The 25,913-nt window shown below is 67.0% G+C and carries 26 protein-coding genes and 4 pseudogenes; 15 read left to right on the top strand and 15 right to left on the bottom strand.

Going from position 1 to position 25,913, the window contains the following annotated elements; translation table 11 throughout:
- Positions 1 to 10 precede the first annotated feature (10 nt).
- On the bottom strand, positions 11 to 331 hold the full coding sequence (locus tag BX283_RS01040) for an EthD domain-containing protein (RefSeq protein ID WP_257581655.1): 321 nt from the start codon (positions 329 to 331) through the stop codon (positions 11 to 13).
- A gap of 76 nt (positions 332 to 407) precedes the next feature.
- Here BX283_RS01040 and BX283_RS01035 point away from each other — a divergent pair, with 76 nt between their 5' ends.
- Positions 408 to 1,037 (top strand): TetR/AcrR family transcriptional regulator, encoded by a 630-nt coding sequence (locus tag BX283_RS01035; RefSeq protein ID WP_101385802.1) that lies wholly within the window; start codon positions 408 to 410, stop codon positions 1,035 to 1,037.
- Positions 1,038 to 1,175: 138 nt separating this feature from the next.
- On the opposite strand, the pseudogene BX283_RS01030 reads toward BX283_RS01035, so the two are convergent.
- Positions 1,176 to 1,373: pseudogene (locus BX283_RS01030) on the bottom strand (helix-turn-helix domain-containing protein); the annotation flags it as partial.
- A gap of 506 nt (positions 1,374 to 1,879) precedes the next feature.
- Here BX283_RS01030 and BX283_RS41220 point away from each other — a divergent pair.
- A pseudogene (locus BX283_RS41220) lies at positions 1,880 to 2,050 on the top strand (DUF6009 family protein); the annotation flags it as partial.
- 418 nt (positions 2,051 to 2,468) lie between these two features.
- On the opposite strand, the gene BX283_RS01020 reads toward BX283_RS41220, so the two are convergent.
- The 3 genes from BX283_RS01020 to BX283_RS40305 form a co-directional block, all read right to left on the bottom strand.
- On the bottom strand, positions 2,469 to 2,969 hold the full coding sequence (locus BX283_RS01020; protein ID WP_143676326.1) for a hypothetical protein: 501 nt from the start codon (positions 2,967 to 2,969) through the stop codon (positions 2,469 to 2,471).
- A 669-nt stretch (positions 2,970 to 3,638) separates the two neighbouring features.
- Complete coding sequence (locus tag BX283_RS01015) at positions 3,639 to 4,241, bottom strand: GNAT family N-acetyltransferase (protein ID WP_101385800.1); 603 nt, start codon at positions 4,239 to 4,241, stop codon at positions 3,639 to 3,641.
- A 64-nt stretch (positions 4,242 to 4,305) separates the two neighbouring features.
- Positions 4,306 to 4,476, bottom strand: coding sequence for a hypothetical protein (locus tag BX283_RS40305; RefSeq protein ID WP_180356987.1), 171 nt, complete (start codon positions 4,474 to 4,476; stop codon positions 4,306 to 4,308).
- A gap of 262 nt (positions 4,477 to 4,738) precedes the next feature.
- On the opposite strand from BX283_RS40305, the pseudogene BX283_RS01005 reads away from it, so the two are divergent.
- From BX283_RS01005 to BX283_RS00995, 3 genes and pseudogenes are all read left to right on the top strand, one after another.
- Positions 4,739 to 4,935, top strand: a pseudogene (locus BX283_RS01005) (IS630 family transposase); the annotation flags it as partial.
- A gap of 385 nt (positions 4,936 to 5,320) precedes the next feature.
- On the top strand, positions 5,321 to 6,340 hold the full coding sequence (locus BX283_RS01000; protein WP_143676325.1) for a NucA/NucB deoxyribonuclease domain-containing protein: 1,020 nt from the start codon (positions 5,321 to 5,323) through the stop codon (positions 6,338 to 6,340).
- 89 nt (positions 6,341 to 6,429) lie between these two features.
- A complete protein-coding gene (locus BX283_RS00995; RefSeq protein WP_101385798.1) occupies positions 6,430 to 7,083 on the top strand; it encodes a hypothetical protein in 654 nt (217 codons plus the stop codon).
- A gap of 241 nt (positions 7,084 to 7,324) precedes the next feature.
- Here BX283_RS00995 and BX283_RS00990 read toward each other — a convergent pair.
- Positions 7,325 to 7,471 (bottom strand): annotated as a pseudogene (locus BX283_RS00990) (helix-turn-helix domain-containing protein); the annotation flags it as partial.
- Positions 7,472 to 7,740: 269 nt separating this feature from the next.
- On the opposite strand from BX283_RS00990, the gene BX283_RS00985 reads away from it, so the two are divergent.
- The gene (locus tag BX283_RS00985) at positions 7,741 to 8,724 is read left to right on the top strand and encodes an IS481 family transposase (RefSeq protein WP_101385797.1); all 984 of its coding nucleotides are present in this window, start codon (positions 7,741 to 7,743) and stop codon (positions 8,722 to 8,724) included.
- A gap of 37 nt (positions 8,725 to 8,761) precedes the next feature.
- On the opposite strand, the gene BX283_RS00980 is transcribed toward BX283_RS00985, so the two are convergent.
- The 3 genes from BX283_RS00980 to BX283_RS00970 form a co-directional block, all read right to left on the bottom strand.
- Positions 8,762 to 9,924 (bottom strand): IS3 family transposase gene (locus BX283_RS00980; RefSeq protein ID WP_101385796.1). Its coding sequence is split into 2 segments (ribosomal slippage): positions 8,762 to 9,637 and positions 9,640 to 9,924, totalling 1,161 coding nucleotides; the frame shifts between segments, so codons are not numbered across the junction.
- 508 nt (positions 9,925 to 10,432) lie between these two features.
- The gene (locus tag BX283_RS00975) at positions 10,433 to 11,032 is read right to left on the bottom strand and encodes a hypothetical protein (RefSeq protein WP_101385795.1); all 600 of its coding nucleotides are present in this window, start codon (positions 11,030 to 11,032) and stop codon (positions 10,433 to 10,435) included.
- Positions 11,033 to 11,104: 72 nt separating this feature from the next.
- Positions 11,105 to 11,284, bottom strand: coding sequence for a hypothetical protein (locus BX283_RS00970; protein WP_101385794.1), 180 nt, complete (start codon positions 11,282 to 11,284; stop codon positions 11,105 to 11,107).
- Positions 11,285 to 11,451: 167 nt separating this feature from the next.
- Here BX283_RS00970 and BX283_RS00965 point away from each other — a divergent pair, with 167 nt between their 5' ends.
- Entirely contained in the window at positions 11,452 to 12,138 is a 687-nt protein-coding gene (locus tag BX283_RS00965) for an HNH endonuclease family protein (protein ID WP_101385793.1), read from the top strand.
- A 377-nt stretch (positions 12,139 to 12,515) separates the two neighbouring features.
- Here BX283_RS00965 and BX283_RS00960 read toward each other — a convergent pair whose 3' ends face one another.
- Both BX283_RS00960 and BX283_RS00955 read right to left on the bottom strand, forming a co-directional pair.
- Positions 12,516 to 13,523, bottom strand: coding sequence for a hypothetical protein (locus BX283_RS00960; protein WP_143676324.1), 1,008 nt, complete (start codon positions 13,521 to 13,523; stop codon positions 12,516 to 12,518).
- A 924-nt stretch (positions 13,524 to 14,447) separates the two neighbouring features.
- Positions 14,448 to 15,005, bottom strand: a complete 558-nt coding sequence (locus BX283_RS00955; protein ID WP_107503660.1) for an ATP-binding protein — start codon at positions 15,003 to 15,005, stop codon at positions 14,448 to 14,450.
- Positions 15,006 to 15,171: 166 nt separating this feature from the next.
- On the opposite strand from BX283_RS00955, the gene BX283_RS00950 reads away from it, so the two are divergent.
- On the top strand, positions 15,172 to 15,408 hold the full coding sequence (locus tag BX283_RS00950; RefSeq protein ID WP_101385790.1) for a DUF397 domain-containing protein: 237 nt from the start codon (positions 15,172 to 15,174) through the stop codon (positions 15,406 to 15,408).
- Positions 15,409 to 15,546: 138 nt separating this feature from the next.
- Positions 15,547 to 16,449 carry a helix-turn-helix transcriptional regulator gene (locus BX283_RS00945; RefSeq protein WP_180356986.1) on the top strand — a complete coding sequence of 301 codons (903 nt, stop codon included), beginning with the start codon at positions 15,547 to 15,549 and terminating at the stop codon, positions 16,447 to 16,449.
- Between the two features lie 41 nt (positions 16,450 to 16,490).
- Here BX283_RS00945 and BX283_RS00940 read toward each other — a convergent pair whose 3' ends face one another.
- From BX283_RS00940 to BX283_RS40300, 4 genes are all read right to left on the bottom strand, one after another.
- The gene (locus tag BX283_RS00940) at positions 16,491 to 17,324 is read right to left on the bottom strand and encodes an SAM-dependent methyltransferase (protein WP_101385788.1); all 834 of its coding nucleotides are present in this window, start codon (positions 17,322 to 17,324) and stop codon (positions 16,491 to 16,493) included.
- 48 nt (positions 17,325 to 17,372) lie between these two features.
- A complete protein-coding gene (locus BX283_RS00935) occupies positions 17,373 to 17,957 on the bottom strand; it encodes a hypothetical protein (protein ID WP_101385787.1) in 585 nt (194 codons plus the stop codon).
- 19 nt (positions 17,958 to 17,976) lie between these two features.
- Positions 17,977 to 18,873 (bottom strand): helix-turn-helix domain-containing protein, encoded by an 897-nt coding sequence (locus BX283_RS00930; RefSeq protein ID WP_180356985.1) that lies wholly within the window; start codon positions 18,871 to 18,873, stop codon positions 17,977 to 17,979.
- A gap of 332 nt (positions 18,874 to 19,205) precedes the next feature.
- Positions 19,206 to 19,379 carry a hypothetical protein gene (locus BX283_RS40300; RefSeq protein ID WP_180356984.1) on the bottom strand — a complete coding sequence of 58 codons (174 nt, stop codon included), beginning with the start codon at positions 19,377 to 19,379 and terminating at the stop codon, positions 19,206 to 19,208.
- A gap of 882 nt (positions 19,380 to 20,261) precedes the next feature.
- On the opposite strand from BX283_RS40300, the gene BX283_RS00925 reads away from it, so the two are divergent.
- The 6 genes from BX283_RS00925 to BX283_RS00900 all read left to right on the top strand — a co-directional run bounded on the left by BX283_RS00925 (position 20,262) and on the right by BX283_RS00900 (position 25,731).
- A protein-coding gene (locus BX283_RS00925) for an IS5 family transposase (RefSeq protein ID WP_257581644.1) occupies positions 20,262 to 21,079 on the top strand; the annotation gives its coding sequence in 2 pieces (ribosomal slippage) (positions 20,262 to 20,613 and positions 20,613 to 21,079; 819 coding nt in all).
- 138 nt (positions 21,080 to 21,217) lie between these two features.
- Positions 21,218 to 21,634 carry a dsDNA nuclease domain-containing protein gene (locus BX283_RS00920; protein WP_101385785.1) on the top strand — a complete coding sequence of 139 codons (417 nt, stop codon included), beginning with the start codon at positions 21,218 to 21,220 and terminating at the stop codon, positions 21,632 to 21,634.
- A gap of 44 nt (positions 21,635 to 21,678) precedes the next feature.
- A protein-coding gene (locus BX283_RS00915; RefSeq protein ID WP_373979516.1) for an IS5 family transposase occupies positions 21,679 to 22,466 on the top strand; the annotation gives its coding sequence in 2 pieces (ribosomal slippage) (positions 21,679 to 22,012 and positions 22,012 to 22,466; 789 coding nt in all).
- 1 nt (position 22,467) lies between these two features.
- On the top strand, positions 22,468 to 23,259 hold the full coding sequence (locus BX283_RS00910; protein ID WP_101385783.1) for a hypothetical protein: 792 nt from the start codon (positions 22,468 to 22,470) through the stop codon (positions 23,257 to 23,259).
- Entirely contained in the window at positions 23,249 to 23,803 is a 555-nt protein-coding gene (locus BX283_RS00905) for a hypothetical protein (protein ID WP_143676323.1), read from the top strand. The genes BX283_RS00910 and BX283_RS00905 overlap by 11 nt, the downstream gene beginning before the upstream one ends.
- Positions 23,800 to 25,731: a hypothetical protein gene (locus BX283_RS00900; protein ID WP_101385781.1), complete on the top strand. Its 1,932-nt coding sequence runs from the start codon at positions 23,800 to 23,802 to the stop codon at positions 25,729 to 25,731. Before BX283_RS00905 ends, BX283_RS00900 begins: the two co-directional genes overlap by 4 nt.
- The last annotated feature ends 182 nt before the right edge of the window (positions 25,732 to 25,913 follow it).

The raw sequence follows: 25,913 nt of genomic DNA, 5'->3' as shown, positions 1-25,913 counted from the left end.
GTATCTCCCGTTAGACCAGCTGCACCTGCCGGTCCAGGACCGCCGAATGGATACCGGTGGACGCCTCCCGCATGAAGGCCCCGCGCAGCTCGCGGGCCCGCTGGTACTCCGGCGTCGCGAGCGCCTCGCGCATCGCCGACTGCGAGTCGAAGCTGATCCGCACGATCGCGTCGATGGGTTCTTCCGCGCCGTCGCTCACCGTGTCGGTGAGGTAGTACTGCACGTACTCCCTCACCTGGGGCAGGGCCGCGTAGGTCGGTCCGTATTCGTGCTCCATGAAGCGGCGGAAGTCCTCCGTGGAGACCTCGGGCCGCTTGCGGATCACTGTCATGAGCGTGAGCATCGCCGCATCCCTTCCTGAACACCTGTTCATTGAAGCCTACAATGAACAGGTGTTCAATGGATGAGTGAGCAGATCCCGAGAAGGAACCAACGCCAAATATCGCCGCGACCTGCGCGGCGATCTCGTCGCCGCCGCGGTGAAGATGCTGGCGCAGCCGCAGCCCGTCGCCGTCCCGTCCCTGCGCTCGATCGCGCGGGCCTGCCAGGTCGCCCCGTCCGCGGTCTACTGGCACTTCCCTTCGGAAGCAGACCTGCGCTCGGCCGTACTCGACGCCGAGTACACCTCCTTGATCAGCACGGTCGAAGCGGCGCTGGACAGCGCACCCGACGACACCGACCGGCTGGTCGTCGCAGGCGACGCCTACATCACCTGGGCGCTGGAGCACCCCGGTGCCTACCAGCTGCTCTTCGAGAGCGACGACGAGCTTCCCCCCACCCGCGCCGAACACGGGCCCCGCCTGCAGCAGCGCATCGTGGAACTCGCCCGTCGCGTCGACCCGCAGGCCCCCTTCGCCGCGGCGCTCTTGCTGTGGTCGGCCTGGCACGGCGTGGTCTCCCTGCGCCTGCACAAGACCGAGTGGGACTGGGGCATGACACCCCACGAGGCCAACCGACGCCTGGTAGCCGCCCTGACGACTCACCACTCCTCACAGGAATCCTCCGCAGAGAACGGTTCCCGGCGCCACGACCCCTGACTCCCGCCCCGCCGATTCGCCGGTCTCGGCCTGCTCCATCAGCCGTGTCGAGTACGCCGTGGGGATCCTGCGCGGCCGATGGAAACCCGTTCGACAGGGGCGGGCAGTGGCATGTCCAGGGGCATCCACGAGGGCGCGGGGGGTGGTCCAGGGCCGGCCGGACTGGTCGTGCAGCCCTTCCTCGCCCTCCGCCCGCCGTTGGTTCACCCACTTGTGGCCGGTGGCCCGCGAGATGCCCATTTCGGCGGCCAAGTGCGCGACGGGACGGCCCGAATCGACACGTTGAACCAGCAGGCGTCTGCCGTGAAGGGTCAGCCGGGCGTTACGGTGGGACACGGAGACCTCCGTGCGGTGTGTTCCTAGACAGCTCCCACCACACCGGAGGTCTTCGCCATGTTCAAGACCCCACACGCGACACGGGAGGGACCGAGGCGGTCGACCAGCACTCCCGCAGGAAGCAGGAGCGCCGCTCGCGGCAGCGCCACGGCCACGAGAACAAACCCTGTGGCCATCCCGGGTTCCGACAGCTCAAGTACAAAGAGGGGAGAGTTACACGGTGGCCCGCCTTGTCGTCAGGGAGCAGCAACCCACATCAGGTGTGCGCCCCGGGCACACGCCCGCGCACTCCCACTCGTAGATCGCTTACACCACGACAAGGGACACGATCTGGCACGGTCCGTCCGTTGCCAGTGAGTGATGACGAGGAAGCATCCCCTCCGGGGCAGGACGTGCTGTTGACAGCCCCAACAACACGTCCTGGGCGCCGGACGCTGCCGTGTCGATCTGGCTGATCTGGCCTGCGGGCCGAACCAGCGGGAGTAAGAGGCGGTCAGGCCCCCGAGGCCGAAGCCGACCCCGACAGCGGCCTCCAGCTACGCCGGGTCTTCTTCCTCCTGCTGCCCGACCGCGACAGCGAACCTGATGGCTTCTGCCAGCAGGGCGCCCCCGGCGAAGCTGTCGACCCGCGCACTATCGAGCCCTGTCGATTCGGTGAAAAGACGCCGCGCTTCCAGGGGGAGGGGAGGGGCTGCGGCGATAGCCTCCAGCAGGTAGACCCGCGATGGGCTCTGGAAGCCCCTGGCCCTCTGCTGCTTGTCTTTGCTGCGAGATCTACTTTCATCGAGTACCGAATTGCGCTCGGGCTGTTCACCGACCGTCGTGCCGACCTGGTCTGCGGCCTCTGGAGAGAGGGGAACGTCGGGCAATGATGCCGGTGCCGGGGTGGTGAAGGTTCGGTCTGTGGCGCTGAGTCAGGGGGCAGTCTGGCACTACGTTTCAGCCAGGCCGAGGTCACAGGTCATCACAGTGATCCATTCCCTGGCGTGTCCCCCCGTCGGTCGTCATGGTGTCCGTGGTGGGGTCGGGATCGGCTGTGTGGGTGGTCGGCCAGGTGGCAGTCTGTGGAGGCGTCCTGCTTTGGTGCCGAAGGTGTTAAGGGGTCGGGCGGGTGCGGGTGCGGGTGGGGGCCGCCTTTGAGAAGCGCAGCCCCAGCCCGCAGCCCACTGCCCAGAGCACCAGCGCGGCGACGGCGGGGTCCCCGAGCAGGACGACGAAGCCCGCGCCGATGTTGGCGCCGATAACCCCAGCCGTGAGGATCCGCCAGCCCACGCCGAGCAGCATTCCAGCGGCGAGTAGCGGCAGGACGACCTGCCACCAGCGTGGGTCGAACCGCTCCTGCCAGGAGGCGCGCAACAGGGCCCCCGCCGAAACGCCGGCCAACGCCAGTGCGACTGCGCCCAATGCCGTTTCGAGCCCCGGCCCGAGGGCGAGGGGACGAACGGCGTAGTCCAGCTCGGACGGCGCGAATCCTTGCGCGTTCTGCTGCCCGGTCAGCCACCACGTGGCGACGGGCACGGCGGCGACCAGAACGACTGCGGCGGCCAGGGTGCCCAGGGGAGCGCGGGTTCGTGTCACGGCGTTGACATTGGTCATGTGCCCATCGTCATGCCGTGCCCGGCTGCGCCGCATGGGTTCAGCTACTCATTCCCCGGCTGCTTAAGTTCCCTGCCGGCCTGCGCCGGTAGGGAGCGTGCGGGAGGCGGCCCCGGTCTTGTGACGGGTGTGCAGTACGGCCGCCGCCGTACCCGCCAGGGCGGGCACCTGCCAGTTGCGAGACGGTGGCGAGGGGCACGGGGTGGTACGGCTTCCACACCGCGCACTCCCCGGCGGTACCCGTCGAGATACCCCGCCGCCCACCCGACGCCGCCGTACTGTGGCCGCGCGCCGACCTCTCCGTCCCCGCCGGCAGCCCCGTGCGGCTGTGGGCCACCGCCACCGCCACCGACTGCACCGGCGTCCACATGCCCGACAGTGCGATCCGCTGGTTCCTCGACGACACCGAACAACCATCGGGTACGGACACCTGGTGCACCGCCCCCTCACGAACCTCGGACTGCCCGACGTCCATGAGGAGAGCGTCGACTCCGGGATGGTCCATGCCACCAGGGTCTTCCAGGCGCCGCCTGGCACCGAAGCGTTCTCCCCTTGTCAGCATCCAGCCCCACCCTCGCTCGCGCAGCCCGGGCCAGGGGGCAACACTGCTCCCCATCGAGGACGGCCGCTGGCTGGAAACGTGCCGTAGTGGTTCGGCGGGAGCTATTGTCAAGACCTGTGGATCGGCTCTGGTGATGACTGCTGGTCGCGCTGCTGAGCCCAGGTCTCGCGGGTGATCGCGTACTCCACATCACCGTGCTCAGCCCCGTCGATGTATTCCGGCCATTCCTCGAAGAATGTGCGGATCAAGGACAACCCCGCCTTTTCCATGACGCGCCGGGAGGCGGCGTTGACCGTCATCGTGGTGGCCACGATCAGGTCCGCCTCCAGCTCGGCGAACGCGTGATGCACCAGTGCCCGCGCGCCTTCGGTGGCATAGCCCAGGCCCCAGACGGAGGGAAGCATGCGGTAGCCCAGCTCCGTTCCGCCGTTCAGGCCGACGCTCGCCGCGGGTCGCAGTGAGAGCCACCCGAGGAATTTCCCGGACGACTTCTCCGCCGCAACGAAGCAGCCCTGTCCGCTCGGGAGATCGTCGTACTCGCGCAGGATGCGCGGGAGCTGCTGCTGCACGACGACTGCCCTGGGCAAGGGACGGCCGTTGTCGATGTGCCGCATGACGTCGGGGTGACCGTGCAAGGCGGCCAAGTCGTCGACGTCTGCCTCGCTGAAGCGGCGAAGCGTCATGCGACCTGTTTCCAAGTAGGTGTCCACGGGGGCGATTCGAGCAGGGCGCCCGGCGCGCGGCAACTGCTTTCCCCCCGGGGCTGTCACCTGATCAGGCCGCGGCGGCCTCCTCGCGTTCGACCAGGACGCCGTTCTCGACCCTGGCGCCGGAGCGGACGGGGGCGACGAGGTGGGCGCCGGACGAGGAACTGGCCCGGCTGCTGCGGGGCGAGTAGCCATGCCAGGCCGCTCCCGGCACCGGGGGGATGCGGCGCGGGGGCATGCCGAGGCGATCCGCAGGACGCTCATGGAAGCCAGGCCCGCGGGCTTGGAGCTGCCGCAGCTCATGCGTGCGACGGAGGGTACGCGCAGCCAGCTCCGCTCGGGCCTGGCGATGCTGCGCGATGAGGCCGCGCGGATGGGGTGGGCTCCTCTGCGGTTCTCCCGGGCCGATGGGTACCAGTTCACGTCGGATCCGGATGAGTTGCAGGAGTACGAGGTGCGGGTGGTGCACGCCAAGCTCACCGAGATCCGCCATCTGATCGCCCCGCTTCCACCTGCACTCCACCCCGGCCGGATCCTGGCTGAACCTGGTCGAGCGGTGGTTCGCCGAGCTCACCTGCAAGAAGCTCTACCGCAGCGTGCACCGTTCCGTCCCCGCACTGGGGCGCGACATCCGTGCTGGATCAAGGACTGGAACACCAACCCCCGCCCATACGTCTGGCACAAGACCGCCGATTAGATCCTCGGCAGCCTCGCCAGCTACTGCCGACGCATCAGCAACTCAGGTCACTGGGAGAGGGCCACCGCGACGAACTGCAGAAACCCGTTGCCGACGGCGTGCACGAATCGACAACCACTGTGCACGCAATGCCAAGTACGGGTGCCATCACCCTCGCCATTCTGGGCGCAGGCCAGCCGCACGCGGGACTCAGGCCCGCCCGGCAGCCTCACCAGCGTAGGCACTCAAGGCTGCGCAGAACCGAAACAGGCACGCGGCCCCGGCGGTTGTCTCTGAGAGGGAGGACCAAGACGATGAAACGCAGAATGGCCCTGGGAGCCACTGCACTCGCTGCAACGGCGATGAGTATAAAGACCCAGGCGGCGGTCGCTAAGGGGGAAGCGACGTGAGACGCCTTGAGTTACGCCCCATCGTGATCGCCCTAGTAGCGGCGTTCGCCCTGGCCGGGTCAGTGATCGCCCCGGCCCAGGCAGCGCCCGCCACGGCCTTGTCGATCCGAAGCAGTGTCAGTGAAGTCACCGCTGTGCAGCAGGCCAACGTGGCGTGTGCGGCGGGCAGGTCCAACTTCAGCCGGAACGAATCCTGCATCGTGCAGGAAGCGATCGGGTACGTGTTCAACGGCGCACGTCTAGTAGGCCTGTTCTCCTTCAACGTGACGCATCAGATGAAGTTGAACACCAAGTCACTCAAGTGGTCGGAGACCATCAAGATCACTGACGTCCACCTGTACAGGGATGCAAACGGCATCCGTGTGGGACTCGCGGCGACCTGTGGCGGGACATGCACAACCGTCAACAGATTCCCGCAGCAGCGTGTCCTGGGAGCCCGGGACATCTCCGGCAAGGTCTACTACACGGAGACGGTGGCCAAGCACCAGCGGGACACAACGAACGCGAGCTACACTCTGACCTTCACCAAGCCCGGTGGATACTCCATAGACCAGAGCACCTACGCATCGGAGTCCTTCCGCTGTGACGATACGTTCTGGAGCCGGGACAACACCCGCCGGACCCAGCGAGCCGGCTGCGTCTTCCCTGCGTACACACCGACGCTGATGACGATGAAGAGCCTGAAGTGGATCGCGACGAACATCCGTACCGTCCAGGCCAGGGGAGGTTACGGGAGGCAAGGTTCCGGCCTTCCGCTGCATCGGGAGGCCGACCGCACGAAGGCCGACGCCAACCGGCGAGCGGTCTGCGGCGGTCAGGCCCCGCCGGCCCCGAACCTGTCATGCGACGAGTATCCCTTCGCCACCACCAAGGAAGGCGGCACAGCTCTGCCGGCCAGCAGTCGGGGGATCGCCTGGGTGCCCGCCGATGAACAGGACGCTCAGGGCGGCCGCATCAACGCGTTCCAGAAGCAGCAGCGTCTTTTGGACAATGACGCCTTCTGGGTGCAAGTCTGACTCTGGACGTCAGCATGGTCGCGGGCCCTGCGGACGCTTCTGTCGCAGGGCCTTCGCGTAACCCGGTGAATGATCGCAGGGAGTTTAGGGTGAAGGCGGACCGAACCGTGCAGGTCAGTGTCTCGCATCACCAATATGCGCTGTTCAACACCGACGCCGAGCCTCCGTCGCGGCAGATCGCCGAGCGTCTCACGGGCAACGGGCTGGTCTCCGTCAACGCCGAGGGAACCTACGCCGCGGTGATTACGGGCGCTCCCTACGGTGAGGTAGAGGTCGTCTTCGCTGTATCCCTCTCCGAGCCACCACTCGATGTTGACGGCTGGGATGATGTTGTCGAGGTGAGTCTGTTCTTCCCCGGCCTGGGCCCGATGGCCGGTGATGCGATCACCGACGACGTGGTGAGTGTCCCACTGCTGGGTGGACCAGAGCATTTCCGGTGGTGGCGATTCAGATTCCACGCCGTCGGCCGCGATACTGCCTCCTGCGAAGATCCGGCGCTGCAGGAGCGGCATCTCATCCAGGCCTGGCCTGCATCCCGCGCAGCGGAATCCCGGTACAAAGTCACCGCTCGCCCGGGCGCGCGCATCCCCACAACCGACCCGAACTACGTAGCGGAGGCGGAGGCCGCAGAACGGGATCATGACACCGTCTCGGGAACCGCGCAGACTCGACGCCGTCCTGTACTGCGCGCCGTCCTTAAACGCGCCCACGGCACCGACGACAGCATGGGGCCGAACCCCTGATGAGTGGGCGCGTGGTAGCGGGCGGGCATGCCCTGGTCATGAGGGGCATGCTTGAACGGCCGGTGTTGGCAAATCCGTTGTTTACGGGTGTCTCTACGATGCATCTGAGGTTGTTGGTAGAGAAGTTGGCCGGGCCGTGGACGGCTGCTGAGGAAGGGTGCCGTTTCCAGGTACGGCAATGGTGTGCGTCGGCGTACTCCCGGGCACCGGCCCAGGGGCGCCCGCCTGGTGGGGGATTGGGCGCGGCCGCCAGGGCCCTTTGGACCTGAAGTGAGGGATTGCGTTCGACTCCCTGTTCCAACCGCACGTAGTAGTCGGTGCTCACCCAGGCGAGGACGGCGACCTCCTCCCGGCGCAGACCAGGGGTGCGGCGCTTTCCCGCGGGCATCCCGTGGTCCTCGGGGTGCACCAGCGCGCGTCAAGCCCGCAGGAGCTTACTCAGCCGGTGGTTCTTGTCCATGCCCGCCAGCGATGCGCCGGCACTGCCAGCCGGGTGGCCCTGCCCCACCCGCCCCGGCGAGTGCAGTGACCGTGGGATGTGTGCCGTCTTCTAGGTGTATTGATCACGAGCGTTGTTGACACGTGTGGGGTCTTGAACATGGCGAAGACCTCCGGTGTGGTGGGAGCTGTCTAGGAACACACCGCACGGAGGCCTTCGTGTCCCACCGTAACGCCCGGCTGACCCTTCACGGCAGACGACTGCTGGTTCAACGTGTCGATTCGGGCCGTCCCGTCGCGCACTTGGCCGCCGAAATGGGCATCTCGCGGGCCACCGCCCACAAGTGGGTGAACCAACGGCGGGCGGAGGGCGAGGAAGGGCTGCACGACCGGTCCAGCCGGCCCTGGACCACCCCCCGCCGCACTCCGCCCGCCCTCGAGGACGAGGTGTGCCGACTGCGGCAGGACCGCAAACTCGGCCCGGCACGGATCGGGCCGATCCTCGGCCTTCCCGCCTCGACCGTCCACCGGGTGCTGGTCCGGCACGGCCTGAACCGCCTGGCCTGGCTGGACCGGCCGACCGGCGAGCCGATCCGGCGCTACGAACGCGACCGGCCGGGCGAAGTCGTCCACGTCGACATCAAGAAACTCGGCAACATCCCCGACGGCGGCGGCCACCGGATCATGGACCGACGTGAGGCGATGGACAACAAACTCGCCACCACCGGCCGGCGAAAGAACTGCAAGCCGGTGATCGGCTACAGCTACATCCACTCCGCGGTCGACGACCACTCCCGCCTCGCCTACAGCGAAGTCCTGACGGACGAACGCCAAGAAACCGCCGTTGCCTTCTGGCAGCGGGCCCACACGTTCTTCACCCGTCACGGCATCACCGTCGAACGGGTCCTGACCGACAACGGCTCCTGCTACAAGTCCAAGCTCTTCGCCCAGAGCCTGGCCACGGCGGGCATCACCCACAAGCGCATCCGCCCCTACCGCCCGCAGACCAACGGGAAGGTCGAACGCTTCAACCGCACCCTGCTCGATGAATGGGCCTACCTCAAGCCCTACACCAGCAACACCGAACGCACCCAAGCCCTGGCAGACTTCCTCCACACCTACAACCACCACCGATGCCACACCGCACTCAACGGCCAACCACCCATCACCCGCATCAACAACGCTACGCGGCAATACACCTAGAGGGTGGGTCTGGTGCAGGTTTGGGTGACAGGTTCGGTCACGCGGCCTGGAGGGCCGGTGGGGTCATGACGGTCTCGAACTCGACGGGGGTCAGCCGACCGAGCGAGGCTTGTCTGCGGCGCCGGTGGTAGGTCCTCTCGATCCAGGTCACGATTGCGATCCGCAGTTCCTCGCGGGTGGCCCACGATCGGCGGTCGAGGACGTTCTTCTGCAGCAGGCTGAAGAAGGACTCCATGGCCGCGTTGTCGCCTGCCGCCCCGACCCTTCCTATCGAGCCGACGATCCCGTGCCGGTCGAGGGCCCGGACGAACTTCCGTGACCGGAACTGCGACCCGCGATCGCTGTGCAGAATGCACCCGTCGACGTGTCCACGCCGGGCGACAGCGTTGTTGAGGGCTGTGACGGCCAGGCGGGACCTCATCCGCTCATCGAGGGAGTAGCCCACGATCCTCTTACTGAAGACGTCCTTGACCGCGCAGAGATACAACTTCCCTTCGCGGGTGGCGTGTTCGGTGATATCGGCGAGCCACAACCGGTTCGGTCCGGTCGCGGTGAAGTCTCGGCGGACGCGGTCGTCGTGCACCGGCGGGCCGGCCTTCTTGTTTCTGCCGCGCTTCTTGCCGAACACGCTCCACCAGTTGTTGTCCCGGCAGATCCGCCATGCGGTCCGGTCGGCCATGCCGGATCCCACGCTGCGGGCTTCGTCGGCCAGGAATCGGTAGCCGAACTCCGGGTCCTCGCGGTGAGCGTCGAACAACGCGTTCGCGCGTGTGGCCTGCTCGAACTCGGCATCGGTCACCGGCCGCTCCAGCCAGCGGTAGTAGGGCTGGCGGGCAAGTCTCAGAACCCTGCACGTGACCGTGATGGGAATTCCGCCCGTGGCCAGCTCTTTCACGAGCGGGTAGATCCTTTTCCCGGCAGGTGTGCCTGTGACAGGTAGGCCGCAGCCCGGCGCAGGACCTCGTTCTCCTGCTCCAGCAGCTTGATCCGCCGATGTGCTTCCCGTAGTTCCGCGTTGTCCTGGCTAGTCGTTCCGGGCTTGGTCCCGTCGTCGATGTCCGCGCGACGCATCCATTTCCACAGCGTCATCGCATGCACTCCGAAGTCGGCGGCCACCTGCTCGACCGTTACGCCCGGGCCACGGTTCCTCGCGACCCGCACGATGTCCTCGCGGAACTCCTGCGGATAAGGCTTGGGCACAGCGACATCCTTCCCACCCGCCCCACAGGGCAAGCCAGTTCAGATGTCACCCGATCGTGCACCAGACCCGTGCGTCACGCCCCTCCCTCGCTGGCCACGGACCCCGGCTTCCGGCGTACGGCCAGGCAGTTGCGGGAGGAGGGGGCGCGACTGGCACCTGCTGACCGCCATGGCGAACGCGGTCGGAGACCAACGCGCCCAGCGGCTGGGTCGGCGCCCCTCCCCGGGAGATTCCTAGGAACACCGAGCCGCATCTTCTCTGTCATGCAGGCCCCGTGCATCCCGACGGCCCGCTGTCCCGCTCGGGGCTTCAGCGAACGTACCTTGCGATCACACCTGTTCGTGGCTGCTGTGGGCACCGTACGCACCCTGGGCCTCGTCGTCCGCTGTCGTTCTCTTGACTCTCAGGCGCTGCTGTCTGTGCTTGACGACCGTACGGCTGCTGGACGGACGACGACTGGCCACTCGCTACGGCAGGCACCTTCGAGCTGCCTCGTCGGACTGGCACTTACATGGGGTGATCCTCTGGACCCGCAGCCTCCGTCCCGTCTGGGCTGTGGGGTGGGAGGCCGAGGCTGCGTCGCATGATGCGGCGCATGTCGCTGAGCTGGTCCCAGAGCCCCACGATCTGGGGGTGGACCTGCTCGAGGGACTCGCCTTCCTGGTGCGGTGGGATTCCGCCGTCGAGGCGCTTGAGGACTCCGTAGATCCGATTGAGCCTTCGGTGGACAGTGTCGGCAGCGGCGAGCACGTCGTCCGGGATCTGCATCTGTGCTTCGGAGTAGCGTGCCCGGTGCTCGCGCCGCGCGTCGTCCAGACGCGACCGGAGGGCGTCGGTGACGTGGCTGGCCCGCAGCGCGTACCAGAAGGTGTTCAGCTCGGAGTGGTACTCCAGGGAAGCGGTGTTCAGCATGACGCAGCAGGCCCGAACAGCCTCCGCCGTCGCCCGCTTCGTCTCGAGCTGCCGCTCCTCAGCACGCTGCCGCTCGGAGTGGTCCCACTCCTTGGACTTGGTCTTCTCGGCGAGCCGCTGCGTCATGAGCCCTGAGGCGAGCGTGCCGACGATACCCAGGAACGCGATCACCAGCGGAACCACCGTACTGCTCATCTGGAACCCTTTCTTTCCCGCTCCGGGCAAGCAGTCTCCACCCCGCTTCGTGATCCCGGCCAACGACAGGCTTTAATCGCCTGCTGGTTGACGGGTGGGCAGGCGGCGGGCGAGGTTCTGGGCCAGGTTTTCAGCCTGCCAGGCCCACTCGTCGCTGCCGTCGCAGTGCTCGGCGAAGTGGCGCAGCACGTCGACGATGTCCTGCGCCTCGTCGTGGGAAATGCGGATGTGGTCGTCCCGGCTCGTGTCCATACCCGGGAGTAACTCCCGTCTGGTATGTGGGGTTACGTGGGTGTGTTGTGTGATGGGACGACTTACCGCTCGCCCGGGTGAACGGGTCGTCCGGGGCATCGACGTGGGGTGTCGGTGACCGGTACGAAGATCACGACTGCATTTGTGATCTCCGAAAGGCCACCGGTATGCGTTTCACCAGGACCTGCCTTGCCGTCACCACCCTGACCGCGCTCGCCGCTCTGCTCAGCCCGGCCGCCGCCGCTGACGCTGCCCCTGGCCGGGCCGCTGCGCCCGGTGACACGGTCACCCTCGCCGTGCGGGATGCTCTGGCCTCGCTGCCGGTCCAGGACGAGGACCGGGCCGGTTACGTGCGTACGAAGTTCCGGCACTGGGTGGATGCGGACAAGGACGGCTGCAACACCCGCCAGGAAGTCCTCAAAGCCGAAGCCCTCGAAGCTCCCGTGCAGGGCCCCCAATGTGCTCTGAGCGGGGGATCCTGGTACTCGCCCTACGACGACGTCTACTTCACCGATGCCCGCCAGCTCGACATCGACCACCTGGTCCCGCTGGCCGAGGCCTGGGATTCGGGCGCCTCCGCCTGGAGTGCGCAGGAGCGCGAGGCCTACGCCAACGACCTCGGCGACGACCGTGCTCTGATCGCGGTGTCGGCCAAGTCGAACCGCAGCAAAGCAGACCAGGATCCTTCCACGTGGCTGCCGCCGTTCGCGGGCTACCGCTGCCAGTACGCCAGTGACTGGGTGGCCGACAAGGTCCGCTGGGGACTGACCGTCGACCCCAGCGAACAAGCCGCTCTGAGTGAGACGCTGACGCGTTGTCCAGAGGAGCAGATCAGCGTCACCCGCGCCCGCTGACGCCCGTACGCGCGGTCCCTGGCTGGCTCTGTGACACGTGTGCTTGATGGCCAAGGATCCGTCGCCACCGGGTTGTTCAGGGGAGTCGGTCCGTATCGCGCTGCGCTGGCCTGCTTTCAACACCTTGTGGGGCTGCGCAGGGCTGTGGCCTCCTGCGGTCGGGGCTGGGTAGGCCTGGGCGGGACGGGCCGGCCGCAGCCCCGGCGTTTGCTGGCATGCTGCCCGGCGAAGTCATCCTCTCTCGATGCCAGTCTGGCTCGCCAGCTCGCCAGCTCGCCACCGTCATCGCCTAGGGGTATGCGGACGTCGGCACCTTCCACAGTCGGAACGAGTGCTACGGCGCGAGGGGATGCTGTCGCGTTGCGCTGGCGTCGGCGTCACAAGCTCGCGACCCCGGCCTGTGGCAATGATGGTGGTGGCGAGGTGAGACTGTTCGGGCCGTGGACAGCGTCCAGCAGGGCTTGTCCCTGGGTATCGACCCACTTGGTGAACAACTGCTGGGAGTACCCGAAAACGAGGGCCCAGGCGATGATCTGCGGGGTGGAGTCCAGTGCGCTGAGCCCGGGAACGAACCCGCCACGCATGAGCAGGAGGCCGAGTACGGCGGTCAGGGCACCGGTGGGGATCTTGAGACAGGCGAGGACGACCGGCACATCGTATGGCAGCGCGGTGCCACGCATGCGTCTCAGGGCTGCCGCAGAGGCGATCACTGCGGACGCCATACCGGCGATTTCGATGAGGAGATAGTCCTGGGCCCTCGCGATATGCGCGATCTGGGCGTTGGTCGGCTCCACCGACGTGAGGTCTCCACTCATGGTCGGGCAGACGATCCGATACTGCGCTTTGGATTCCGGGACGAAGCAGAGCGGGACTGCGTCCTCCCAAATATTGGTGAGTACCGCGATCGCGACCACGGCGATCGCCACACCAAGCGTCACGGCACGGACGATCCGCACGAAGCTCCGCACACGGAGTGTCTCCTTGCGCAGCAGCCGCCTGGCGAGACTGACAGTCTCAGCGAGGAAAGCGCGCTCGCTCGAGTTGAGTACCCGATCCGGATCGTCCCGGAACTCGCGTGCGATCTCCGCGACGCGGATCCGCTGCGGATCGCCGAGTCCGAGGTGCTCGTCCACCAGCGCGACCATCTGGGGAAGCAGCGCTCTGATGTCCGCTGCGGACGCCGCACACACCATCATGTTCAGGGCACTGTCGACGTGTGCCTGCGCAACACCGAGGTGCGCCGACCGCCGCATCACCGGATGATTGTTGTGCGCGAGCGCCCTGTTGGCCTTGTCCAGCTCCTCCTGCGCCTTTGTCACGAAAGGCCGCGCCCAGTCCCTTCTCTCGGGATCTGACTGCGCCCGCTTCCCCAACGTGGTGACCACGACCTCAAGCTCCGCGATGCGCGCGCGAAGCCCCTCCTTCTGCTCCCACGGCCCCCACTCCGACCGGGACTTCCACCACCTTCTCTTCGAAGGCTCCTCGCTCCCCAAGCCGGGCGGAGTGCTCTTCCGCCGGGCGCTGTTGCTGGCCGCACGTAGTGTCCACCGTGACATACAGGCCCCTCTCGAACGTTCGCCTCTTGCGGCACCGGCCGCGTTTCGCACGGACGTCGGCACCAGTGTGCTCAGGCTCGAGCCCGGCTCCGCCGAGTGGACGGCAAGGTTCACCGCAAAAACGATCCGTCCCGGGGCATCTGCGCGCACGCTACTCATTGGAGTGGGCGTCGGCGCCTGCCGTTGTGGCCCGACTCGACGTTGCCCACTTTCTTCCCTCCTGCTCCGCAGTGGAGGCCGCGAGTGGGGTCAGCCCGAGGCGAGTGCGGCGGGCCGGGGTGTGTACGCCCCAGCGTCCGTGCGCGTCCGCCGCCCGCACGGACTGACGGCTCGACAGTCGGGATCACGAGCTTTAGCCCAGGAGCCGTGTGACGGCACCGGAGCTGGCGACACGGGCTAGGTGGCGGAAGGCGACAGACCAGCCTTCCGCGTGAAGGTCTTGTCGGTGGAGACGGTCACGCGGTGTCCGTGGGGAGCGCCGCGTCGACTTCGCGGGGCAGGGCGACGGTGCCTGCGACGCTGCGGTGTGTGCGGGGAGGACCAAACGGTCCCCGTCCTCGATCCGCGTGGTCCGATGTGCTTTAGGCGGCAGTGTGACGTTGGCCGTGAAGTTCCGGCTATATCGAGAGCGGGTCGACGCGTCACGGCTGACGTCACGGCTTGCTCTGTGCGGCGGACCGGTTCGCCAGGCCGCCGTCCAGCACCGCGCCCACGTTCATGTCCGCACGAGCCTGGGCAGGCGGTGTTGGCGGGTTAGCCGGTGAGGGCGAGGCGGGCCCAGATGGTTTTGCCGGGGGGCGGGGTGGGGGTCCAGCCCCAGGTGGTGGCGAGGGTGGTGACGAGGTGGAGTCCTCGTCCGGTCTCTGCCCACAGGTCGGGGGCGGGGGTGTGGGGTGGGGTGGGGCTGGGGTCGGTGACGGCGCAGATGACTGCGGTGGGTTGCATGTGCAGGGCGAGCCAGAACTGGCGGTGGTCGGTTGGGGGTGGGGGTGGCTGGGTGTGGAGGACGGCGTTGGTGGTGAGTTCGCTGACGATGAGGAGGGCGTTGTCGGTGAAGGTGTGGTTCAGGGTGGCCAGGCGCCAGCGGGTGAGGCAGCGCATGAGGAAGGTGCGGGAGTGGGGGACGCTGATCGGGATGGCGTCGAATTGGTGTGCGGCGAACACGGCGGGGCTCAGGCCCAGTTCGAGGCCATGGGATCCTGTCTCACTCGTTCGGCTGAGGCAGGGGGGCAGGTCCGAGCCAACCTGGGGGGCGGTGTGCGGCGGGGTGGGCGGGGCGGTGGGGTTGGAGTGGTGGGGCGTGTGTGCCATGGGCTGGGGCACTCCCGTTGAGGATTTCTCTTCGAACGCTGCTGGTGTGCTGTTGTTTTGAGACTACGGTCACGCGTGCGGGGCGGCATGAAATTTCAGACGGAATTTCAGGCGGGCTTCCCGTGAATATGGACGCGTGTGCGAATCGAGTGAAGGGGTGCGACGGGTGGACGGCATCGAGAACGGGGTCTGTGCGAGCAGTATCGAGGGGGCGGCGTGGGTGAAGAGCAGCCACAGCAATGGTGACGGCTCCTGTGTGGAGGTGGCGGTCCTGGCGGGCGGCGGCATGGCTGTGCGTAATTCCCGTTTCCCCGAGGGGCCGGCGTTGGTGTTCACGGCGCGGGAGGCTGAAGCGTTCGTTGCGGGGGCTCGGGAAGGGGAGTTCGATTTCGTGACTGGCTGAATCTGCCTGCCGGGATAAGGGTTTCGCTCCGGGCTCGGGGGGCGCGGGGATACTGGGGTTCCCTTTCTTCCCCAGGAGTTGTGCATGTCCGCGCCCGGAGTGAACTTCCCCTCGCCCATACCCCCGTACTGCGCCCCCGTGCCACAGAACATCTTTCCGCTGGCGGGGATGGGGCGGGCGCTGGGGCACCCGTCGGCCCTGAAGATCATCGCGGGAGGAAAGCTGCGTCAGCTGCGCGAGGCCTGCGCACTCACCCCCAAGCAGGTGGCCGGGCGGCTGGGCTTCTCCATCCCGAAGATCAACAAGATTGAGCACGGCAACCTGGGCTGCAATCCGGACGACGCCCGGGCGTTTTTGGCGCTGTACCGGGTGCACGAGCCGCGGCATGTGGAGCAGTTCCTGGAGCTGCTGGAGCAGTCGCAGCGGCCCGAATACTGGAAGCCGTGGCGCACCACGGTGAAGGACTTCTTCGCTCCGCTGCTGGCTCTGGAAGGGGCCGCTCAGCGCATCCGTATCTACGAGCCCTTCTACGTACCCGGTCTGTTGCAGACAGCGGACTACGCCGCTGCGGTGATCCGCGCCGAATGGCCGGACCGGCCCGAAGGCGAGGTACAGAAGACTGTCGAGCTGCGCATGGCCCGCCAGGCCCAGTTCGCAGCACAGCGTGAACTGGGTGACGCGCCCGATCTGTGGATGGCGGTGCACGAGGGCGTCTTTGCGCACTCGGTGGAAGACCGCGAGGTGCTGCGTGCCCAGATCGAGCGGGTGATCGAGCGTGCGGAGCGCGGTGAGGTGGCGATCCAGGTAGCTGCGCCACAGATGATGGTGAAAGCGCCGCTCGCCAGCAACGTCACCTACCTGCGGTTCGGGCTCGCTGACCTGCCGGATGCCGTCTATGTCGAGCAGCTGGCCAGTGCGGATTTCCACCAGGACCCCGAGCAGGTCGAGGAGTATCTGGTGCGGCTGGACCGGCTGGCGACGCAGATCAGGACGCCGGACGAGTCCGTTGCCTGGCTCAAGCAGCAGCGCGACCGCCTGTGATCCAGCTTCAATAGGCAGAGGTGCGTGGCGTGGCGACGTCTTCAGCTGTCGTGGCCTCGCTGGGGGACGCGGGCGACGCCGCCCCACTCTTCCCATTCGAAGGTGCGCTGGCGCCGGACGAGTTCGTTGTCGGGCATCCAGGTGGAGACCTCTACCAGTCCGGGTGGGTCGAGGATGTCCAGGCCGTCGAAGTAGGCCCGTACCTCGTGCTGTTCGCGTACCCGGCCCCAGTGGTGCTGGGTGGCGTGGTCCATGAAGTCGGTGACGTACTGCCGCACCTCGGGATTGGGGCTGGTGAGCTGGCAGATGACCAGGAAGCTGCCCGGGGTGAGCCGTTGGGTCACCTCGCGGATGAGGGCGGCGGGGTCGTCCTGGTCGGGGATGCAGTGCAGGACGGACACGAACAGCGCGGCCACCGGCTGCTCGAAGTCGATGAGCCGGCGGGTCTCCTCGTGTTCGAAGATTGCCTTGGTGTCCCGCATGTCGGCCTGCAGGACGGCCGTGTGCGCATTGGTGCCGAGCAGGGCCCGGCCGTGGGCCAGCACGATCGGGTCGTTGTCGACGTAGACCACGCTGGCCGCCGGGTCGATGCGCTGGGCGACCTGGTGGACGTTATCGAGGGTGGGCAGGCCCGATCCGTGGTCGATGAACTGGGTGATGCCCTGCTCGGCGGCGAGGTAGTGCACGACGCGGCGCAGGAACTGCCGGTTGTTGAGGGCGAGGTCCTTCATGCTGGGAACCACGTCCAACAGGGCGGTGCACGCATCGCGGTCGGCCTGGTAGTTGTCGCGGCCGTCCAGCAGGAAGTCGTACATGCGCGCCACGCTGGGCACTTCGGGGTCGGTTCCGACAGGCCACCGCTGTTCGCCGCCCATGCGCGTCCCCTCGTCCCGGTCAGCCAGCCCGCAGACTGCTGAGAGAGGTCATCGTAGGGAGGTTATCGAGGGGGGCGGAAGGCCCCGTGAGGGTGAGCCGGAGGCACCGCGGGCGGTTTCGGCCACCGTGCCAGGCGCACGCCCCCCGGCGTGGGCCCGGCGGCCAGCGCGCGCCGCACAGCGCAAGTGGCTGGTCACCGTCCCCTCGTCGAGCCCCATCACCGCAGCGATCACCGTCACCGGCAGTCCGAGGCCGTGGCGCAGGACGACCGTGTCCGCCTGGAGAGCCGGCAACACCGTGGACGGCGCCAGCGCACCCGCGGACCTCTGTGCGGCGGCGACCCGCGTGCGCAGCACCTGCCAGGCCACGGCGCAGGGACGGGCGCTGCCCATGACGCGTGGCCACATCATGACCAGTTCCCCCAAGGCGCCTTCCACGCAGCGGCACGCCGCCTCGCGATCACCCAGGTGGTGGATGGCATAGCGCAGGTAGAGGGGGTGGTGCTGGAGACAGAACGCCGTGTAGGCCACCGGCAGATGGATCACCACCGAAGGAGGTGCCCCGCTGCCCGGCGAGCCGGCGCATCCCGGGGGAGCCGTCCAGGTGTCGGTGTGGGGGCGATAGATCGGCATGGGATCTTCCTGGTGACGGTCACGCACGAAAGGGGCCCGGGCTGAAGGGAGGACGCGAGGGCAGGTCACTGAACGGGCCAGGACCGTCCTGCAGCGGCATCTGCAGACAGACCAGGAAGGCGTAGTTGGCGTCGTCCCACAGCCCCCGCACATCACCCGGAGGTGCCTGCAGCGCACTCAGCAGCGCACTGGTGGTCTCCCAGCACGGCACCACACGCCCCAGCAGCGCCCCCTCGACGATGCTCGCGTCCACGACCCCGTCGGTCAGCGCGCTGACGTGCTCGTAGGGGGGGCATCCCGCCGCCAGGTAGGCGCCGCGCAACGCGGCCCCCAGATTCTCCACGGCCTCATCCAGCGGCGGCCGTGAAGGCCGTGTCACTCCCTGGGCCGCCTCCCACAGCGCGTACAGGTCCAAGGGCACCCCTCCCAGCACCTGCACCAGGGCCTGCACCGCCGGCCAGGTCGGCACCCGCTCGCCGGCCATGATCCGCGAGACATACGACGCGGAGAGCTCGCTGCGCCCCGCGGCCTCCTTGATCGTCAGTCCCGAGTGACGCAGCAGGAAGGTCAGCGCCCCCGTCAGACTCCGCGTGCCGCGGGCCTTGGCCGATGCCACCTCATCGACGCTCTGCCGCGCCGCCGGCACCACAGGGGTCGACTCCGCGCCCAGGCTTGCCTGCTGTACGCGGCGCCGCTGGAACAGGCGCGCGACTTCGGGCGTACGCCACCGCGCCCGCGCCGTGACCGCAGCGATGAACGCCGCCTGCCCCACCTCCTCCCATCCCATCCCGCGGGCCCGCGCATCGCTGATCGCCGCGGCCTGATAGCACTCCACCTCCTCGGTGACCCGGCGCACGCGCGCCATCAGCTCCGCCAAGTCCACCTGGGCGTGCTCGCCCTCCAACACCGCGGTCACTGCCTCCTGCAGCCCCTGGGCCACACTCAGACCGGTGGGGAACGCATACTCCGCCGCAGCCGGCATAGAGGCCTGGCGCCGCTGCGCCCTGCGGCGGCAACTACGGCTGCAGTAACGGCGTTTACGTCCCGCCCGCGCCCGCACGAACGCCTTCCCGCAGCTCTCGCATGTTCCCCGGCCGGGCTCCTCGCCCTTGTGTGCTTCTCGCATCCTTTTCGACCACCCCTCTGCCCGAAACCCCATCGCCCGCTGGCACAAACACCAGGAGAAAGCAGCCCTCGGTAGTGCTGTGCGGCCAGGCAGCGCGCCCGGCCGCACAGCAGCAACCGCTGCTAGCGGCGGCCGTGCCGCGCCAGGCAGGCGGGTGCCGCCAGCACCCCGCTCAGCGCTGCCACGGCAACCGAGGCACCGGCGGGGTTCTGCCACGCGGGAGTGATCAAGACGAGGGGCACGACCACCAGCGCGACGAAGGCCGAGAGCAGCCACGTGCCAACCCAGGCACGCACTGCCTGCCCAGACCTACGCACATTGCTACGGTGACAACCCGTCGGCCTCTCGCGGCCGCCGGAAACGCTGCCATTCATAGAGAAGTCCCTTTCTTGCTGAACAGAGCAGTGAGGCGGAAGGCCCCCGGCGAGTGGTTTGTCAGCCCGCGAAACCGGGGGTCTCCGTGTTGCGCGACGAACCTAGCGCCTCGCCCAGCAGCCCCTCCACGAAAACGGCCCAGAAGATGAAAACCCCATCAGCAAGGGCCGAAACCCGAGAAGGAACTGACGTTCCTATCGAGCGGCCCAACTCTGCGGCGCGTGTGTCAAGTTGACCGAAGTCGAGCACTAATGCCCAGCCCCGGTCAATTCCGCATCGTGTACTGAGTGACGCTGTCCGATCGAGCGAACCCGTGCTCGATAACCCTGCTCTCTGAGTGCTGACGGGGCCGCGGGCCATGAAATTTCTTGTCGGCACACTGAAATTTCATTCCCGTCTCCACGCGTTCCGAATCCGGCGGCCCCGGGTGCGCGCGGAGTGCCTTCCCTTTCAGGTCTGGCTTCAGATTGGGCCTCGCGAAAGCCGGAGGGAGAAGAAGTGGGCGTCGTTGAGTCCTGGTGCCCGCGCATGCAGGGGGAGCCCGGGCTCGGCATCAGCGACGACGCCGAGGGCTGGTGATCCCCATGCCTGGGGAGGGAAGACCGCCGCGAAGTATCACACCCCCCGCTTCGCCCTCATCCCCGCACCGCGAGAGGAACTGGAGATCCCCCAAACACCACTGCGGCAACCTCCTCATCATCTGGCCCCATCAGAGGGGGCCACTTGCACAGTGGTGGCTTACTGGCTCTAACAAAAGCGGTTTGATGATGTGACTGTCGGCTTGATCGCTCGTTGTTGTGAGCATGGGGAAGCGTCAGTCGCGGCCGTGGATCGTGTCGGACGAACTGTGGTCGCTGATCAAGCCGTTGCTGCCCGAGCCGCCGCCGAAGCAAGTGGAAGGGCGGCCGCGAGTGCCCGACCGTCAGGCTCTGTGCGGCATTCTGTTCGTCCTGCACACCGGCATCCAGTGGGAGTATCTGCCGCAGGAGCTCGGCTTTGGCTCGGGCATGACCTGCTGGCGTCGCCTTGCGGCCTGGAACGAGGCCGGCGTCTGGGATCAGCTCCACCAGCTGCTGCTGAACAAGCTGCGGTCGAAGAACCAGCTCGACTGGTCCCGGGCGGTGATCGACTCCTCCCACGTCCGGGCCGCACGCAGGGGCCCAAAAGCGGCCCCAGCCTGGTCGACCGCGCACGCCCGGGCAGCAAACACCACATCCTCACCGACGGCCAGGGCATCCCGCTCGCGGTGTCGCTGACCGGCGGCAACCGCAACGACGTCACCCAGATGCTGCCGCTGCTGGACAAGATCCCATCAGTCGCGGGAGTCGTCGGCCGGCCGCGCAAGCGCCCCGACAAGCTCTTCGCGGACCGCGGCTACGACCACGACAAGTACCGGCGGCTTCTGTGGCAGCGTGGGATCCGGCCGGTGATCGCCGAGCGGGGCCAGCCGCACGGCACCGGCCTGGGCACGTTCCGCTGGGTCGTCGAGCGGACGATCTCCTGGCTGCATGGGTTCCGCCGCCTGCGGATCCGGCGGGAACGACGCGACGACATCCACGAGGCCTTCCTCGGCCTCGCTGTCTGCCTGATCACCCACCGGCACGTCCAGAGGCTTTGTTAGGGCCAGTTAGGGAAGGAGGTCGGCGGCTTGCTCCCGTCCTCCGGCTCCGCGAACAAAGTGGACTGGATCCCTTGGCTGTCGACTCGAGATCGCAGATCCCCTACGCTGCGTGCCCGTGGAGTAACGAAATGGGGGGCGATGGCTGATCCAATTGAGACCGAAGCACCAGATGACTCAGGGTCGGTCACGGTGCGGCGGTTCGAATATCAGGTACACATCTCCGTGCAAGCAGTCCTGGAGATGCTCGCGGGCGGAACGGTCATCCACGTGACCTGTGAGCACATCGAGGATGTAACCGTCGCCCGCACAGGCGACTCCCAGTGCGTTGACGGTGTGTTCTGGGATTTCCAGCAGATCAAAACGAGGGATGCCGTCGAACCCTGGACGCTCACGGACGTGTTCAGGAGTGGACCTCTCAAGAGCTTGTGGCGCACGCACGAAACAGTAACGGGCACCGGCCTGACCTATCAGCTGACTGCCGGTCTTGAGGGCCATCTCGACCCAGCCGACGAGGCGGTCCAGGCCCTGTCTAACAAGCTATTTCGTTTGGTGTGATCTTGCGGGATGCTGGCTGAGTGGCAAGCCAGATTGTTGAGCGGATGGTGCCGGACGGTTTGTGGGAATTGTTCCAGCGGGTGGTGCCGCCGGCGCCGGTTCGCCCGCAGGGCGGCGGGCGCCGACGCCAGCACGGCGACCGTGAGGTCCTGGCCGCGATCGTCTTCGTGGCCACGTCAGGATGCACATGGAACCAGTTGCCGCCCGGCTTCGGGCCGTCGGGCGTGACCGCGTTCCGGCGGTTCACCGAGTGGTCCGAGGCCCGCGTGTGGGCCAGGCTCCACCGCCTCGTCCTTGACGAACTCGGTGCTCAGGGCGAGCTGGACTGGTCGCGGTGCGCGATCGACTCGGTCAGTGTCCGGGCGACAAAAGGGGGCAGCTGACGGGACCGAATCCGACCGATCGCGGCAAGAACGGCTCGAAGATCCACATGATCGTCGACCGGAACGGACTGCCGATCTCGATCGGCATCTCCGCGGCCAACCTGCACGACAGCCAGGCCTTCGAGGCCTTGGTCCGTGGCATCCCACCCATCCGATCTCGTCGTGGACCCCGTCGGCGACGGCCGGACAAGCTCCACGGCGACAAGGGATACGACTATCCCCACCTGCGACGATGGTTACGCTCGCGAGGCATCACGCCTCGCATCGCACGCCGGGGTGTGGAGAGTTCTGAACGCCTGGGCCGGCACCGGTGGGTGGTGGAGCGGAGCATCGCCTGGTTTGGCGGATGCCGACGACTCCACCGCCGATACGAGCGCAAGCCCGAACACTTCCTCGCCTTCACCGCCCTCGCCGCCACCCTCATCTGCCACCGCAGGCTCCCCAAATGAAATGTCCTTTAAGGGGCAAGGTGGAGACAACGCGACGTGCCGCGAGCGAGTCGCGACGCACCTGAAAGTTGAAGAGGACGCACTCACCGACTTCCTTCCCTTGGTCCGCATCAGGCCGCTGCCACGGCGCGGTGACATCGAGCTGCGCAACACGCGTGTGCTAGCCGATCTCGGACCCGGCCTCACCATGGCGATGATCAACGCCCTCTACATCGAGTTGCTCCGGCGCACTCGCGATGCGACTCAAGGTCTGCCGGTAGCCCGGTGGACAGAGCTCTTGGTCCTCGACAGTCCGCCCCCGGCTGTGCTGAACAAACGCATCAGCGCAACGGCTGTTGCCGACGTGCGCCAGCGACTGACCCGTCCCGATCATGTGCTGCTGGAAGATCTTTCCCAGCAACTGCATGGTCCCGAGACCGCGCTTGTCCGCAAGCTCCGAGCGGGCGCTGCGTCCAGGGAAGTCATCGAGGAGGCGCAGATGCTCCGTGCTCAGGCTGAGCGTCACCGTTTCAAAGAGCTGGCCCTAGGAGCCTGGCCGGGCGACCAGGCCATCGAGACAGACCTCGACGAGCGCCTTCTGCTGCTGGCTCGCCGTACCCGCAGATCCCACAAAGGGCAGCCGCAGCCCGCTGATGCCATCTTCGACGAGCTGCAGCGCCTGTTCGATGCCAATCCCAGCACGTACGACCGCCATCCACTCTATGCCCAAGACGGTGTGCTCCTGATGGGCAGGACATGCGCGATCTCAGACGAGTGCAGGTTCGACTGGGGGAGCGACCGAGATGCCTCCTAACGCCACCGCGCCCACCACCGCCGTGCCGCCCGCAAGACCACCCTCCGCCGACGCCCAAGCCCGCCTGCTGCTCCTCATCGACGTCTTCTCCGAAACTAAGGCGAGCAAGGGCATCGAAGGACGTATGAAGCTAGCCAAGCTCGACTTCCTGCTGCGCTACCCGGACCACTTCAATAAGCTGATGGCCGTTCGACGGCCCAACGTCGACGCCGGAGAGAACCCGTGGCTCACCGGAACGATCGAGCAGAGCATGATCCGCTACAGGTACGGGCCATGGGACCCCGCCTACTACGCGCTGCTTGGCGCCCTCACTGGCAAAGGCCTCATCGAGCCCAAACACGAGGACGCTATCGCGACCTACCGGACTACCGCCGCCGGGCATGACGTCGCGTGGGCTCTCGCTGAGAGCGAGAGCTGGCGCCCGGTGCGCGAGCGAGCAGTGTTGTTGCGCCGGTACTTCAACCTGACCGGCACTACCTTGAAGAACCTGATCTACGAGACGTTCCCCGACATCGTCGAGGCGGACTGGGGGACTCACATATGAGACTGCGCATCGAAGAGATCACCCTGGTCGGTACCAGCCGCACGATCCGCTTCGAACCCGGCATGAATGCGATCGTCGGTTCCATGAGCGGCGGCAAGACCGCCACTGTCAGTTGCCTCCGGGCCCTGCTCGGCGCGGACGTGAGCGTCGTCCCCGAACTTCGAGGCCGGACCATTGCCGGCACTGTGCTGGTCGGAGACCGTCGATTCCGCATCGTCCGCACCCTGGTCACCACCCCGAATGCCATGGTGGAGATCGCCGAAGTCGAAGGCCTCCGGGAAGTCTGGAGGCTGCCCGCCAGCCAGCTCCAAGCCGGGTACGACGCGACCTTCCGTGACTGGTGGCGCGATGCACTGAAACTGCCCCGCCTCAGCGTCCCACGTGCTCCCAACGACGACAGGAGCCCCCTGGTTCCTGTCACCATCAGCGACTACCTCATGTACTGCGTTCTCAGGCAGAAGGAGATCGACTCCTCCGTCTTCGGAACCCCGGACAACTACTCCAAGAACATCAAGCGCAAGTACGTTTTCGAGATCCTCTACGGCCTCTACGACCCGGAGGCAGCCGGACTACGAGACCGCCTGCGCGAAGTCACCACAGAGCTGGCAGCCCTCACCGCAGACGCGGACACCCTCGAACGGATCCTCCTGAACACCGCCTTCGCCTCCCGCGCCGAGCTGGAAGTCGAGCGGCACGAGACCGAGCGAGAGCTCGCCAGCGTTCGTCAAGCAGACATCCATCTCACCGGCGACATCAGCCTCACCGGGCCGACCACCCTCATGCTCCGCGAGCGGATCGCCGAGACAGAAGGAGAGATCGCCCGGATCGCCGGCGCGACCGAGGCCGAAGCCGTTTCCGTCAACAACCTCCGGGAACTGCACGGACAGCTCATCGCGCAGAGCCGTCGGCTCACGCGCGCTCTGGTGGCCGAGCGGCTCCTCAACGACTTCGAGTTCCACACCTGCCCCCGCTGTGGGGCCGGGGTGCGGGACAGGGGAGACGAGCACACCTGCCGCCTCTGCCTGCAGACTCCCCCCGACCTGCCAGCGCCGTCCTCCCTCGCCGCGGAACAAGACAGGGTCATCGAGCAAGTAACCGAGACCGAAGAACTCATCGCCCGGAGCACCCGCCGCCTCACTCAGCTCCAGGCAGCTCTGGCCGCCCAGACCCAGCACCGGACAGACCTCGGTACCCAACTGGACCGAGCGACCTCCACCTACATCACCGACCAGGCAGAGCGCATCCGAAGCGTCGCGGCCCAGCAGGCCCGACTTGAAGAGCATCTCGCCCGTCTGGACGACGGCCTGGCCCTGCACGACCGGCTAGCAGGTCAGGCCGAACGGGTGGCGGAACTGGAACGCGAACAGGAAGACCTCAACAGCAAAATCGACGCCACCCGCCACAGCAACCAAGCCGTCAGCGAACGCCTGAGGAAACTCGACGAAGCTTTCGAAGCCGCCCTCCGCAGCTTCGACGCGCCCCGCTTCGACGACCAGCCAGGCTCCTACCTCAACAAGAAGACATACATGCCTGTCGTAGACGGCCGCCCCTTCGCCGACCTGCAATCGCAAGGCGTTGAGGTACTGGTCAACGTCGCTCACGTCCTTGCACACCAGCACGTAGCACTGCGCGACGACGATATCCCGCTGCCCAACATCCTGATCATCGACGGCATCAGCAGCAACGTCGGTCATGAAGGCGTTGACCTTGAACGCCTTCGCAAGATGTACGCCAGCCTCCTTCGCACTGCCACCGAACACGTCGACCGCTTGCAGATCATCGTCACCGACAACGACTCCCCCCCGATCGAGGGCATTCACTGGTCACTGGAGCTTTCCGACACGGACAGGCTCGTTCCCATGCCCCCTGCCGAGCGTGCTGACGCGCAGTCTGCAGACGGTCCCCCGGGAAATGAAGCTGGCGACTGACGACCGCAAGGGCACCGACCGGGAGTCCGGGCCCTGACGAGGTGCTTTCGTCGCTTTCTTACATTCCAAGGAATGTTGACGGTGGGATGCGTGAGACTGTCAAGGTGCTGAACGGTTTCCTGCTCGCGGTCACTCCGTGGTTGGTCTTGGTCACAATGGCTCTGTTCCTCATTCCTGGACCA

Origin of the sequence: Streptomyces sp. TLI_146, assembly GCF_002846415.1 — a bacterium.
Taxonomy (GTDB): domain Bacteria; phylum Actinomycetota; class Actinomycetes; order Streptomycetales; family Streptomycetaceae; genus Streptomyces.
Note: the sequence above shows the minus strand (reverse complement) of the source record. Positions and strands in the feature narration are given on the sequence as shown.